The organism is Bradyrhizobium sp. 604_D8_N2_3, from assembly GCF_051810765.1.
GTDB lineage: Bacteria > Pseudomonadota > Alphaproteobacteria > Rhizobiales > Xanthobacteraceae > Bradyrhizobium > Bradyrhizobium barranii.
Map to the genome: position 1 here is coordinate 3245480 of NZ_JBPWPM010000001.1, position 13253 is coordinate 3258732.

Consider the following 13253-nt stretch of genomic DNA (forward strand, 5'->3'; position numbering starts at 1 on the left):
CTCTGGAAAGCCACTGTGCGCTTTCCGGATTAGAGCGTTTTCGAGCGAAGTGGATGCCGGTTCGCGTCAAGAAAACGCATCAAAACAAGAATCTAGAGCCCCGTTCCGATTCCATCGGAACGGGAAAGACTCTAGCCAACGCCAGACAAAGAAAGGCCGCCGAAATCGGCGGCCCTTCGTCTTCTCTGATGGTCCCGCTTACTCAGCAGCCTGCTTCTGCGGCGGGGCGAGAGAGGTCCGTTATGCGGGAGCCGGAACCGCCGGATCCTTCACCAGCGCAAAGGCTGCAGCGGCCAAAAGGCAGAGGAGCCCGGCGAGAAGAAACGCCGGCACATAAGTCCCTAGCGTATCTCTGCTGACGCCCGCGGCAAATGCCATCAGGCCAACGCCGAGCTGGTGGGCGGCAAAAATCCAGCCGAAGACCACCGGCCCCATCTCCCGCCCAAACGTACCGACCGTCAACTTCACCGTAGGCGGAACAGTCGCGATGAAATCCAGGCCGTAGAGTATCGCGAACGCGCTCATCGCTCCCAACGTTGCGTTGGACTCCACGAGCCAGATCAACGCAAGTCCGCGAAAGCCGTAATAGATCGCCAGCAGCCATCGGTTGTCGTAGCGGTCGGACAGCAATCCCGATCCGATCGTACCGATCAGATCGAACACCCCGATCATGGCGAGCAAACCTGCTGATGTCACGACCGGCAAGCCGAGATCGCCGCAGAATGGCACGAAGTGTGTCGATGTCAGCCCGTAGCTGGATACACCGCAGATGAGGAACGTCAGCGCCAGCACCCAGAACACCAGACGGGTTGATGCCAGGCGCAGGCCCCGGAAACTGATTGCCGCAAAGTTCTGCGCGGGAATTGCGGGCACCGGCGGCATCGCCGTCTCTCCGAGTGGCGCCAGCCCCAATTCCTGGGGGCGGTCCTTCCCGAGCAGCAGAAAGAGGACGAGCGAGACGAGAAGACCGAATCCGGACGGAACAAGCGCGACGCGCCAGCCCCAATTCTCGGCGATCCACGCGCCCAGCGGCATGAAGATCAAAGTGCCGGTTGCGATTGATCCGTTCGGGAGGCCGACCACCAATCCCCGATGGGTCGTGAACCAGCGTACCGAGATGACCGCGGCAAGTTGCAGGGCCGTGAGCCCCGGCGCGATGCCGAGAATAAGCCCGAGGCCGAGCCACATTTCGAACCGGTTCGTCATGACGATCGTCAGCAGCGGTCCGGCCAGCGCCAGCGTTCCGGCGATCGACAGCATCATCCGCGGACCGTAGCGGAGCATCAAGCCGCCGGCGAACGGCGCCGCCAGTCCGAACAGCGCGAAGCGAAGTCCTTGCGATGCAGACAACTCGCTCATGCTGACGCCGATGTCAGAAGCGATCTCCCGCATCAGGACGCTGGGCACGCCGAGCGCCGAGCTTGCAAATAGCGAATAGAGAAATCCCAGTGCAGCCATCACCCAGCCGTAATGGATGTTTCGCGCTGCCGCATGCCGTGCGATGAATTCAGCAAGCATGGCCAAATCCCTTCGATGAAATGAATTTTCTGAAAAAGCCGAAGGCTATGCCGGAGCTCGCCGACGAAACCGGCGGCCTTTTGTCTCGAGATAATCACCTCGATCGTGCTGCGAAGTGCTCGTCGCCGCGCAAAACATTCACTTTTCGGATGATGGCATAATACCCCTGTTTTGCCCGACGTGTCAAAAGAGGTTTCGTGAAATACGAAATCGTTTAAAGCCAACAGGTTAGCTACTGTGCATGGGGTTGTTTTTCCATTTTTTAGTCACAGCCGCGACCGCACGGTCTTCTGAAGCAAAAAGGGCCGCCCCTTCGGGCGGCCCTTTCGTCTCGTTCAACGTGGTGCGGCTTACTCAGCGGCCTGCTTCTGCGGCGGCTCGAGCGCGCCGGACTTGTGGATGTCGGCGACCTGGTGATCGCTGAAGCCGAGCACGCTGCGCAGGATCTCGTCGGTGTGCTCGCCGAGCAGCGGGGAGCGCTCCACCTCGCTCGGGCTATCCGACAGCTTGATCGGATTGCCGACCGAGATGTACTTGCCGCGGGTCGGGTGATCGACCTCGACCACGGTGCCGGTGGCGCGCAGCGACTGGTCCTCGGCGATCTCCTTCATCGACAGGATCGGGCCGCAGGGGATGTCGTCCTTGTTGAGGATTTCCATCGCCTCGAACTTGGTCTTGGTCATCGTCCACTGTTCGATGCGGGCGAAGATCTCGTTGAGGCGCGGCAGGCGGACGGCCGGCTTGGAGTAGTTCGGATCGGTCTTCCAGGTGGGCTCGCCGATCACGTCGCAGATCTTCTCCCAGACCGGGGCCTGGGTGATGAAGTAGATGTAGGCGTTAGGATCGGTCTCCCAGCCCTTGCACTTCAGGATGCGGCCGGGCTGGCCACCGCCGGAATCGTTGCCGGCGCGCGGCACGGCGTCGCCGAACGGAATGCCTTCGCCGAACTGGCTGTATTCCTTGAGCGGACCATGCGCGAGGCGCTGCTGGTCGCGCAGCTTGACGCGGGCGAGGTTGAGCACGCCGTCCTGCATCGCGGCGGTGACCTTCTGGCCCTTGCCCGAATGCGTGCGCTGATAGAGCGCGGTGACGATGCCGAGCGCCAGGTGCAGGCCGGTGCCGCTGTCGCCGATCTGCGCGCCGGTGACGAGCGGCAGGCCGTCGCGGAAGCCGGTGGTCGAGGCGGCGCCGCCGGTGCACTGCGCGACGTTCTCATAGACCTTGCAGTCTTCGTAGGGGCCAGGGCCAAAGCCCTTGATCGAGGCGACGATCATCTTCGGGTTGATCGCCTGGATCTTCTCCCAGGGGAAGCCCATGCGGTCGAGCACGCCGGGGCCGAAGTTTTCGACCAGCACGTCGCACTTCTTGATCAGCTCGGTGAGGACTTCCTTGCCCTTGGGGTTCTTGGTGTCGAGCGTGATCGAGCGCTTGTTGTGGTTGAGCATGGTGAAATACAGGCTGTCCACGTTCGGGATGTCCTGCAGCTGGCCGCGGGTGATGTCGCCCACGCCCGGACGTTCCACCTTGATCACGTCGGCGCCGAACCATGCCAGCAGCTGCGTGCAGGTCGGTCCGGACTGGACGTGGGTGAAGTCGAGAACGCGAACGCCCTTGAGCGCTTTGGTCATCGTGTTGCTCCGTATACTCTGTCTGCCCCCGCAAACCGCAGGGAATTAAGGGTTGAAGGGGAGGACTTACTTTTTCTTCTGCAGAACGCTCTGCGGATTGAGGTTGCCGATGCGGCCGCTCTCCGAGCCCGCGGCCGGATCGATCACCGCGTTGATGAGCGTCGGCTTGCCCGAGGCCATCGCCTCGTTGACGGCGCGCTTGAGCTCGTCGGGCGAGGTGGCATTCACGCCGACGCCGCCGAAGGCTTCCATCATCTTGTCGTAGCGCGCGCCCTTGACGAACACGGTCGTCGCCGGATCGGCATTGACGCTGTTGATGTCGGTGCCGCGATAGATGCCGTCATTGTTGAAGATGACGACGCAGATCGGCAGGTTGTAGCGGCAGATGGTCTCGACCTCCATGCCGGAGAAGCCGAAGGCCGAGTCGCCTTCCACCGCGAGCACGGGATGGCCGGTCTCGAGCGCAGCCGCGATCGCCTGGCCCATGCCGATGCCCATCACGCCCCAGGTGCCGACGTCGAGGCGCTTGCGCGGCCTGTACATGTCGATGACGCCGCGGGCGAGGTCGAGCGTGTTGGCACCCTCGTTGACGAGGATCGCCTCGGGATGGTCCTTGATCACGTTCTTCAGCACGCCGAGCGCACCGTGATAGTCCATCGGCGACTTGTTGTTCATGAGCTTCGGCGCCATCTTGGCGACGTTCTCGTCACGCTTGGACACGATGGCCTTGGTCCATTCGGCCGGCGGCGCGGTCCAACCCGTGCTGATCGCCTGATTGAAGGCGGAGACGACCGAGCCGATGTCGCCGACCACGGGCGCGACGATCTCGACGTTGGAGTCCATCTCGCGCGGCTCGATGTCGACCTGGATGAACTTCTTCGGGGTCTCGCCCCAGCTCTTGCCCTTGCCGTGCGAGAGCAGCCAGTTCAGCCGGGCGCCGATCAGCAGCACGACGTCGGATTCTTTCAGCACCGTGGAGCGCGCGGCGCCAGCGCATTGCGGATGCGTGTCGGGGAGGAGGCCCTTGGCCATGCTCATCGGCAGGAACGGCACGCCGCTCTTCTCGACGAACGACTTGATCTCTTCATCGGCCTGCGCGTAGGCCGCGCCCTTGCCGAGGATGATGAGCGGACGCTTCGCCGCCTTGAGCACGTCGAGCGCGCGCTTGATCGAAGCGGGCGAGGGGATCTGTGCGGGCGCGGCGTCGATCACCTTGACCAGCGACTTCTGGCCGGCATCGGCGTTCATCACCTGGCCGAACAGTTTTGCCGGCAGGTCGAGATAGACGCCGCCCGGACGGCCCGAGACCGCGGCGCGGATGGCGCGGGCGAGACCGATGCCGATGTCCTGGGCGTGCAGCACGCGATAGGCCGCCTTGCACAGCGGCTTGGCGATCGCGAGCTGGTCCATCTCTTCGTAGTCGCCCTGCTGGAGGTCGACGATCTCGCGCTCGGAGGAGCCCGAGATCAGGATCATCGGGTAGCAGTTGGTGGTGGCGTGCGCGAGCGCGGTGAGACCGTTGAGGAAGCCGGGCGCCGACACCGTGAGGCAGATGCCCGGCTTCTTGGTGAGGTAACCGGCGATGCCTGCGGCGTAACCGGCGTTCTGCTCGTGGCGGAAGGAGATCATACGAATGCCTTCGGCCTGCGCCATGCGGCCCAAATCCGTGATCGGGATGCCCGGCACATTATAGATGGTGTTGATGCCGTTCAGCTTGAGCGCGTCGATGACGAGATGAAAGCCATCCGTCAATTCCTGCTCGGTGCCCGGTGCTTCGGACTTGGTCGCGGTATTCAGCATGGGCCTTGTCTCCCTGGTCTCATATGCCGTTTTAGGCTTTGTGGGCGAATGGCTCGCCCTTCTGGTGAACGTTGCTAGGTGAACAGTTCTTGACCGTGCGCTTCGACGTAAGCGGCAAGGCCAAGGGTGTGGTCGCGGGCGCGCTTCTCGGCGAGCTCGGTGTCGCGCGCTTCCAGTGCTTCGATCATGCTGAGATGCTCGGGCAGCGAAGTGGCGGTGCGATCCTTGCGTCCGATGGTGAGCTGGCGGTAGCCGCGCACGTGCAGCAGCAGGTCGTTGGTGAGATCGACCAGCACCGGCGATTCCGACAGCGAGATCAGCGCCTGATGAAAGGCGATGTTGGCGCGCGAATATTCCTCGACGTGATCCTCGGGCAGGCGGTCCTTGCCGAAATCCTTGAAGTAGTCGCGCAGCGCCGTGATGTCTTTCTTGCGTGCGGTGGTGGTGATCAGGCGGGCCGCCATGCTCTCCAGCGCCGCCCAGGCGCGGATCATGTCGACGATCTCGCTCTTGGTTCTGCGCACCACCATGATGCCGCGGCGCGGAACCGTCTTCACGAAGCCGTCCTGCTCGAGCATCGCGATGGCTTCGCGGATCGGGGTGCGGCTGACACCCAGGCGTTCGGACAGCGCGCGCTCGTCGAGCATCACCGGCTCGGGCGTCGAGTAGATGTCCATCTTGAGGATGGCTTCCTTCAAGGCGTCATACGCCTTGTTCTTGAAGCTGCTCTCCGGGGCAATACGAACGATTGCGATATCTGCCTCGGTCATGTTCGGCAACGCCTTGGTTGGTTTCCGCAGTGACACGACGAATCTCCTCCAGTGGGAGTCGTCTTTTACAGGATTATTAACTGGAAAGTTTTTGGCATACCACATGCCAGAATGTCAAGCTGGCTATTTTTTGCGGCGTTCTAAGTCATGCAGCAGCTTGACAAGTTGGCTTCTGGCATACCAAATGCCATCGCCAGCCATTTTTGATCCAAAGCGGCGGAGTAATGTGGGCTTTATGCCACTCCGTTCCGCGACATGGAACAGAGCGCGGCGAATGGCAAGCATCACGGGCAGCCGCTACACGCGCGCGCTTTGAAAGAACGAACTGAGGTCAAGGGAGAAGCCATATGTCCAATTCCAAAGATGCCGTCCGCAAAGTGCTCGACCAGGTCAAGGCGGACAACCGCACCAGCCTGACCGCGCCGGAAGGCAAGCTGGTCTGCGACGCCTACGGCATTCCGGTGCCGAAGGAGGGCGTGGCCAGGTCGGCGGGTGAGGCCGGCAAAATGGCCTCCTCGATGGGCTTCCCAGTGGTGATGAAGATCGTCTCGCCGGACATTCTCCACAAGACCGAAGCTGGCGGCGTCATCGTCGGCCTCAAGACGGCCGAGGATGCCGAGAAGGCCTACGAGACCATTCTCTCCAACGCCAAGAAGTACAAGTCCGATGCCAAGATCGAGGGCGTCCAGGTGCAGCAGATGCTGGCCGGCGGCACCGAGGTCATCGTCGGCTCGATCACCGACGGCTCGTTCGGCAAGCTGGTCGCTTTCGGCCTCGGCGGCGTGCTGGTCGAAGTCTTGAAGGACATTACCTTCCGCCTCGCGCCCGCGACCAAGGAAGACGCGCTGTCGATGCTCGACGGCATCCAGGCGCATGAGATTTTGAAGGGCGTTCGCGGCGGCGAGGCGGTGAATCGTACGGCGCTCGCCGACGTCATCGTCAAGGTCTCGCAGCTCGTCACCGATTTCCCCGAGATCGTCGAGCTCGATCTCAACCCGGTGTTCGCGACGGCCAAGGACGCGATCGCCGCCGACGTGCGCATCGTCGTCGACTTCGCCTATGTGCCCAAGCCGAAGCCGCGCCCGACCGAAGAGATCGTCGCGGCCATGAGCCGCATCATGCAGCCGAAGGCGGTCGCCGTGGTCGGCGCCTCCGCCGAGGACGGCAAGATCGGCAACTCCGTGATGAAGAACCTCATCAACGGCGGCTACAAGGGCGACATCTATCCGATCCACCCCAAGGCCGCCGAGATCCTCGGCTACAAGGCCTACAAGAGCGTGAAGGACGTGCCGGGCGTGATCGACACGGCCGTGTTCGCGATCCCCGCGAAGTTCGTCGCGGCGGCGCTCACCGAATGCGGCGAGAAGAAAATCCCGGGTGCGGTTCTGATTCCGTCGGGCTTCGCCGAAGCCGGCGCGCCGGAGCTTCAGGCCGAGATCGTCGAGGTCGGCAAGAAGTACGACATCCGCCTGATGGGGCCGAATATCTACGGCTTCTATTATACGCCGGCCAATCTCTGCGCGACCTTCTGTACGGCCTATGACGTCAAGGGCCACGCCGCGCTGTCGTCGCAGTCGGGCGGCATCGGCATGGCCATCATCGGCTTCTCGCGCTCGGCCAAGATGGGCGTCTCGGCGATCGTCGGCCTCGGCAACAAGTCCGATATCGACGAGGACGATCTGCTCGCCTTTTTCGAGCAGGATCCGAACACGAACCTGATCGCGCAGCACTGCGAAGACCTCAAGGACGGCCGCGCCTTCGCGGAAGCCGCCAAGCGCGTCTCCAAGAAGAAGCCGGTCATCGTGCTCAAGGCCGGCCGCACCTCGGCCGGCGCAAAGGCGGCCTCGTCGCATACCGGCGCGCTCGCCGGTAACGACAAGATCTACGAGGACGTCCTGGCGCAGTCCGGCGTGATCCGGGCCCGCTCGCTGCGGCAGCTGCTCGAATTCGCCCGTGGCGTGCCGGTGCTGCCGACGCCGAAGGGCGAGAACGTGCTGATCATCACCGGTGCGGGCGGCTCGGGCGTGCTGCTGTCGGACTCCTGCGTCGACAACGGCCTGTCGCTGATGTCGATGCCGCCGGATCTGGATGCGGCCTTCCGCAAGTTCATCCCTCCGTTCGGTGCGGCCGGAAATCCTGTGGATATCACCGGCGGCGAGCCGCCGATCACCTACGTCAACACGGTGAAGCTCGGCCTGTCGGACGAGCGGATCCATTCGCTGATCCTCGGCTACTGGCACACCATCGTCACGCCCCCGATGGTGTTCGCCCGCAACATGGTCGAGGTGAAGAAGGAGATGGAGGCCAAGGGCTTCGTGAAGCCGATCGTCGCCTCGCTCGCCGGCGACGTCGAGGTCGAGGAAGCCGCCGAATATCTCTACCAGAACGGCATCCCGGCCTACGCGTACTCCACCGAGCTGCCGGTCGAGGTGCTCGGCGCCAAGTACAAGTGGGCGCGCGGCGCGGGGCTGCTCTGAGACGACGAAGACGCTTCGGTATGATCCGGAGCGGGTGGTTATTCACCTCTCCCCGCGCGCGGGGAGAGGTCGAATTGCGAAGCAATTCGGGTGAGGGGGACTCTCCACGAGTCTAACTGTCACCGTCCTTGCGGAGACTCCCCCTCACCCTGACCCTCTCCCCGCAAGCGGGGAGAGGGAAATAAGAATAGGGCGAGGGAGAACGGTCAGGTCGCGATGAGCAAGAACGTGATCCGGCGCAAATCGCTCGAGCCTCGATCGCCATCGGAGGCCGACCACGACGCGCGCGATGGCGGCGTGCAGTCCGTCGACCGCGCGCTATCGATCCTCGAAACGCTGGCCGAAGACGACGAAGGCTATCGCCTCAGCGACCTCGCCGTGCGCACCGGCCTGTCGGCCTCGACCGTGCACCGCCTGCTGGCGACGCTGGAGAGCCGCCGCTTCGTGCAGTTCGACCGTGCCCAGTCCAAATGGCATGTCGGCGTGCGCAGCTTCACGGTCGGCGCGAGCTTTGCCCGGCGGCGTAATTTCTCCACGCAGGCGATTCCTTACTTGCGCAAGCTGCGCGATCTCACTCGCGAGACCGCCAATCTCGCTGTCGTCGACGACGAGTTCATCATCGTGCTGACCCGCATGGAGAGCCGCGAGATCATGCGCTCGCTGACCCAGGTCGGCGGCCGCGTCGCTATGGTGACGTCAGGCGTCGGCAAGGCAGTGCTCGCGACTTATTCGGACGAGGACGTCGGCGCGGTCATCCGCCATCACGGCATGCCCCGCCTGACCGAGAAGTCGATCGTGCGGCCGGGCGACCTGTTCAAGGAGCTCGAGAAGATACGCAAGCAGGGTTTTGCGCTCGACGATGAAGAAGCCTGTATGGGCCTGCGCTGTATTGCCGCAGTGGTCTATAACGACTGCGCCGAGCCGCTCGCGGCGATTTCCGTCTCGGGCATGACCAGCCGCCTGACCGACGACAGATTGCCGGAAATCGGCCAAATCGTGCGCGAAGTCGCCGGCGAGTTGACCGTCGCGCTCGGCGGGGTGATGCCGAAATCTGGCTAACAAGGAACCGGGCCTGTCGCTGGACAGCATCGGCCGTTTTGGCTGATATGCGACCAAACGACACAATGCGGCAACCGATCAACGACGTCCGCACGAGCCCTGGAGAATGCCCCCCATGTTCAAATTTCCCGCGCGCCTTGTCGGCGCAGCCGTCGCGCTGACCCTTGCGGCAGCTGCGCCCGCTTTCGCCCAGCAGCTCGAGCTCAAGCTGATGGCGCCGGCGGCCCCGGGCGGTGGCTGGGACCAGACCGCGCGCTCGATGCAGCAGGCGCTGGTCGCTTCGGGCGTCGCGCGCAGCGTGCAGGTCGTCAACGTTCCCGGCGCCGGCGGCAGCGTCGGCATCGCGCAGTTCGTCAACGGCGCCAAGGGCGACGGCAACCAGTTGATGGTCAACGGCTTCGTCATGGTGGGTGCGCTCGCCATGAACAAATCGCCTGTCACGCTCGAGCAGGTGACGCCGATCGCGCGCCTCACCGAGGAAATCCAGGTGATCGTGGTGCCGGCGAATTCGCCGATCAAGACCGCGCAGGATCTCGCCGCCGCGGTGAAAGCCGACATCGCCAAGGTGACCTTCGCCGGCGGCTCGGCCGGCGGCGTCGACCACGTCATGGCCGCGTTGTTCGCGGGCGCCGTCGGCGCCGACGCGAAGAAGATCAACTACATCCCGTTCTCCGGCGGCGGCGAATCGCTGGCGGCAATCCTCGGCGGCAAGGTCACCGCGGGCATTTCGGGGCTGAGCGAATATGAAGGGCAGATCAAATCCGGCAAACTGCGCGCGATCGGCGTGACCTCGGAGAAGCGCATCGCCGGCAGCGACATCCCGACCTTTAGGGAGCAAGGCATCGACCTCGTGATCGCCAACTGGCGTTCGGTGGTCGCGCCTCCCGGCATCACGCCGGAGCAGCGCAAGACGCTGAGCAATGCGGTCGAGAAGATGGTGAAGTCGGACGCCTGGAAGGAGATCCTCAAGCAGAAGGGCTGGGAGGATGCCTATCTCGGCGGCGACGCCTTCGTCGACTTCCTGAAGAAGGAAACCGTGCGCGTCACCGACGTGCTGAAATCGGTCGGCCTGGTCAAGTCATGACCTCAGGCGATCCCGCCCAGCCGCGGCGCGTCGATCGCGCCGGCATCGTCATCGCTGTATTGCTCGCAGGTCTCGCCGCGGTGCTGGTCTGGGACGCGCGCGGGCTACAATCCACTTCGATGTACGGGATGGGACCGGAGGCAATGCCGGTCGTGGTCGCCACCGGCCTTGCGCTGCTCGCGATCGGCAATTTCATCGACGCGCTGCGCGGCAATCTGCCGGCGCGCGAGAGCGCCGATCCCGTGCCTGTGGTTCTGATCCTCGTTGGCCTTGCGCTCCTCATTGCCATCATCGGCTTCGGCGGCGGCTTCATCCTGGCGACGTCGGCGCTGTTCGTGACGACGTCGGCAGCTTTCGGGCGCCGTGCCATCCTCGTCGACAGCATCATCGCCCTCGTGATGTCGACTCTCATCTATCTCGCGTTCGACCGGCTGCTGACGCTGAGCCTTCCGACCGGCCCGCTGGAGCGACTGCTGTGATGGACACTTTTGCGGCGCTGGCCCACGGCATGGCGGTCGCCGTCCAGCCGATGAACCTGCTTTACGCGCTGATCGGCGTGTTTCTTGGCACGGCAGTGGGCGTGCTGCCGGGCATCGGCCCGGCGCTGACGGTCGCGCTGCTGCTGCCGGTGACCTACAAGCTCGACCCCGGCGGCTCGCTGATCATGTTCGCGGGCATCTATTACGGCGGCATGTATGGCGGATCGACCACGGCGATCCTGATCAACACGCCCGGCGAGAGTGCCTCGATGGCGACTGCGCTCGAAGGCAACAAGATGGCCAAGGCCGGCCGCGGCGGGCCGGCGCTTGCGACCTCCGCGATCGGCTCCTTCGTCGCCGGCACCATCGCCACCATCGGCCTTGCGTTTCTCGCGCCGTGGCTGGTCGATTTCGCCGTGCGCTTTGGCCCCGAGGATTACTTCGCGCTGATGTGCGTCGCCTTCGTCACGGTGTCGGCAACCTTCGGCGATTCCCCGGTCCGCGGCCTGACCAGCCTCTTCATCGGCCTGACGCTGGGCCTCGTCGGCATCGACAAGCTGACGGGTCAGGCGCGGCTTGCGTTCGGCGTCCCCGAGCTGCTCGACGGCGTCGAGGTGACCACACTTGCTGTCGGCCTGTTTGCGGTGGGCGAGGCGCTCTACGTCGCATCGCGCCGCCACCACACTGAGGAAAAGCTCGAGCCGGTGCGGGGCTCGCTGTGGATGACGAAAGAAGACTGGAAGCGTTCGTGGAAGCCGTGGCTGCGCGGCACCATGTTCGGCTTCCCGATCGGTGCGCTGCCCGCTGGCGGCGCGGAGATCCCGACCTTCCTGTCCTATTCCACTGAGAAGCGGCTGACAAAACATCCGGAAGAATTCGGCAAGGGCGCGATCGAAGGCGTCGCGGGACCGGAGGCCGCCAACAACGCCTCCGCCGCCGGCACGCTGGTGCCGCTGCTGACGCTGGGATTGCCGACCTCGGCGACGGCCGCGATGATGCTGGCGGGGTTCCAGCAGTACGGCCTCAACCCGGGGCCGCTGCTGTTTGCCGAGCGGCCTGACCTTGTCTGGGGCCTGATCGCCAGTCTCTTCATCGCCAATTGCATGTTGCTGGTGCTCAATCTGCCGCTGGTCGGCCTGTGGGTGCGGCTGCTCGCGATCCCGCAGCCCTGGCTCTATGCCGGCATTCTCGTGTTCGCGACCATGGGCACCATCGCCGCAAAGCCGTCGGTGGTCGAATTGTCGATGCTCGCCGGCTTCGGCGTGCTCGGTTTCCTGATGCGCCGGTTCGACTTTCCGATCGCGCCGGTCGTCGTCGGCCTGATCCTCGGTCCGATCGCCGAGAGCCAGCTGCGCCGCGCGCTCGCGATCAGCCTCGGCGATCCCATGACGCTGCTCCAGAGCCCGATCTCGGCGACGCTGCTCGGCATTGCGCTGGTTGCGCTGCTGGCCCCGTTCGTGCTGAAGGGGATGGGGCGCTTCAAGGCGAACGAGGACTAGCCGTCCCGGCGCGCGCGTCCTCTAATGCTGCGTCCAGCTCGTTGAGGAAACGCCATGCCGTCGGAACTTCGCTCGCCCCGTCTCGCCGTCCTGATCGATGCCGACAACGCCTCTGCGAAGATCGCGGATGGGCTGTTCGAGGAGATTGCCAAGATCGGCGAGGCCAGCGTCCGCCGCATCTATGGCGACTTCTCCAATGCACGGTCCAGGGGCTGGGCCGACATTCTGTCGAAGCACGCCATCATCCCGCAGCAGCAATTCGCCTATACGACGGGAAAGAATGCCTCCGACATAACCCTGGTGATCGACGCCATGGACCTGCTTCACAGCGGCCGGTTCGACGGCTTCTGCCTGGTCTCCTCCGACAGCGACTTTACCCGTCTGGCCGCCCGCATCCGCGAGCAGGGCGTCGACGTGTTCGGGTTCGGCGAGCAGAAGACGCCGGAGAGCTTCAGGCAGGCCTGCCGAAGGTTCGTCTACACCGAGAACCTGGTCTCCGTCCCGGCGACCACCCAGGATGCCGCCTCAAGATCGACGTCGCTTCAGCCGCCCGATGCCGCCACGCCCATCATCAAGAAGGTCATCACCCAGATGGAGAGCGAGGACGGCTGGGTCGCGCTCGGCGAAGTCGGCCGGCAGCTCGCCAATCTGGCCTCCGATTTCGATCCGAGAACGTTCGGGTTCCGCAAGCTGAGTGACCTCGTACGCAAGACGAATTCGTTCGAGATCGATGAGCCAAAGGGCCGGTCGATGCGAATTCGGGTCAAGCCCGCTGCTGCAGCACCGCCGAGAAGGCGGAACCCGCGCAGGCCCGCAAGGGCGGGGGCGACGGGCAGTTCGGCGCCTAAGGCGTAAGCAGGGCCTGCCGTTATATTTGCGCTTGCCCGCTATAGCGCAGGGCGTAACCATCGCCGGGCCGTAACGCCACGCGAGGGTCCC

At 64.1% G+C, this 13253-nt stretch carries 10 protein-coding genes; 6 read left to right on the plus strand and 4 right to left on the minus strand.

Translation table 11 applies throughout. From position 1 onward, the window contains the following. Positions 1-240: 240 nt before the first annotated feature. The 4 genes from AB7245_RS15490 to AB7245_RS15505 all read right to left on the minus strand — a co-directional run bounded on the left by AB7245_RS15490 (position 241) and on the right by AB7245_RS15505 (position 5716). A complete protein-coding gene (locus AB7245_RS15490) occupies positions 241-1518 on the minus strand; it encodes an MFS transporter (protein ID WP_201266164.1) in 1278 nt (425 codons plus the stop codon). A gap of 350 nt (positions 1519-1868) precedes the next feature. Then, on the minus strand, positions 1869-3146 hold the full coding sequence (gene frc / locus AB7245_RS15495; RefSeq protein WP_439034425.1) for a formyl-CoA transferase: 1278 nt from the start codon (positions 3144-3146) through the stop codon (positions 1869-1871). 66 nt (positions 3147-3212) lie between these two features. Next, the gene (gene oxc / locus AB7245_RS15500) at positions 3213-4946 is read right to left on the minus strand and encodes an oxalyl-CoA decarboxylase (RefSeq protein WP_085400629.1); all 1734 of its coding nucleotides are present in this window, start codon (positions 4944-4946) and stop codon (positions 3213-3215) included. Positions 4947-5020: 74 nt separating this feature from the next. Continuing rightward, on the minus strand, positions 5021-5716 hold the full coding sequence (locus AB7245_RS15505; protein WP_166105920.1) for a GntR family transcriptional regulator: 696 nt from the start codon (positions 5714-5716) through the stop codon (positions 5021-5023). Positions 5717-6063: 347 nt separating this feature from the next. Here AB7245_RS15505 and AB7245_RS15510 point away from each other — a divergent pair, with 347 nt between their 5' ends. The 6 genes from AB7245_RS15510 to AB7245_RS15535 all read left to right on the plus strand — a co-directional run bounded on the left by AB7245_RS15510 (position 6064) and on the right by AB7245_RS15535 (position 13169). Further along, positions 6064-8193: an acetate--CoA ligase family protein gene (locus AB7245_RS15510; protein WP_028150267.1), complete on the plus strand. Its 2130-nt coding sequence runs from the start codon at positions 6064-6066 to the stop codon at positions 8191-8193. A 216-nt stretch (positions 8194-8409) separates the two neighbouring features. After that, positions 8410-9252 carry an IclR family transcriptional regulator gene (locus AB7245_RS15515; RefSeq protein ID WP_063984517.1) on the plus strand — a complete coding sequence of 281 codons (843 nt, stop codon included), beginning with the start codon at positions 8410-8412 and terminating at the stop codon, positions 9250-9252. Between the two features lie 115 nt (positions 9253-9367). After that, positions 9368-10336 (plus strand): Bug family tripartite tricarboxylate transporter substrate binding protein, encoded by a 969-nt coding sequence (locus AB7245_RS15520; RefSeq protein ID WP_085400631.1) that lies wholly within the window; start codon positions 9368-9370, stop codon positions 10334-10336. Further along, complete coding sequence (locus AB7245_RS15525) at positions 10333-10815, plus strand: tripartite tricarboxylate transporter TctB family protein (protein WP_085400632.1); 483 nt, start codon at positions 10333-10335, stop codon at positions 10813-10815. The genes AB7245_RS15520 and AB7245_RS15525 overlap by 4 nt, the downstream gene beginning before the upstream one ends. Beyond that, positions 10815-12314 carry a tripartite tricarboxylate transporter permease gene (locus tag AB7245_RS15530; RefSeq protein ID WP_085400634.1) on the plus strand — a complete coding sequence of 500 codons (1500 nt, stop codon included), beginning with the start codon at positions 10815-10817 and terminating at the stop codon, positions 12312-12314. Before AB7245_RS15525 ends, AB7245_RS15530 begins: the two co-directional genes overlap by 1 nt. A 54-nt stretch (positions 12315-12368) precedes the next feature. After that, positions 12369-13169 carry an NYN domain-containing protein gene (locus AB7245_RS15535; protein WP_038931674.1) on the plus strand — a complete coding sequence of 267 codons (801 nt, stop codon included), beginning with the start codon at positions 12369-12371 and terminating at the stop codon, positions 13167-13169. Positions 13170-13253: the final 84 nt, after the last annotated feature.

Coding starts and splice junctions, on each gene's coding strand:
- AB7245_RS15490 (WP_201266164.1), bottom strand. CDS start 1,518: ATGCTTGCTGAATTCATCGCACGGCATGCGGCAGCGCGAAACATCCAT.
- frc (WP_439034425.1), bottom strand. CDS start 3,146: ATGACCAAAGCGCTCAAGGGCGTTCGCGTTCTCGACTTCACCCACGTC.
- oxc (WP_085400629.1), bottom strand. CDS start 4,946: ATGCTGAATACCGCGACCAAGTCCGAAGCACCGGGCACCGAGCAGGAA.
- AB7245_RS15505 (WP_166105920.1), bottom strand. CDS start 5,716: ATGACCGAGGCAGATATCGCAATCGTTCGTATTGCCCCGGAGAGCAGC.
- AB7245_RS15510 (WP_028150267.1), top strand. CDS start 6,064: ATGTCCAATTCCAAAGATGCCGTCCGCAAAGTGCTCGACCAGGTCAAG.
- AB7245_RS15515 (WP_063984517.1), top strand. CDS start 8,410: ATGAGCAAGAACGTGATCCGGCGCAAATCGCTCGAGCCTCGATCGCCA.
- AB7245_RS15520 (WP_085400631.1), top strand. CDS start 9,368: ATGTTCAAATTTCCCGCGCGCCTTGTCGGCGCAGCCGTCGCGCTGACC.
- AB7245_RS15525 (WP_085400632.1), top strand. CDS start 10,333: ATGACCTCAGGCGATCCCGCCCAGCCGCGGCGCGTCGATCGCGCCGGC.
- AB7245_RS15530 (WP_085400634.1), top strand. CDS start 10,815: ATGGACACTTTTGCGGCGCTGGCCCACGGCATGGCGGTCGCCGTCCAG.
- AB7245_RS15535 (WP_038931674.1), top strand. CDS start 12,369: ATGCCGTCGGAACTTCGCTCGCCCCGTCTCGCCGTCCTGATCGATGCC.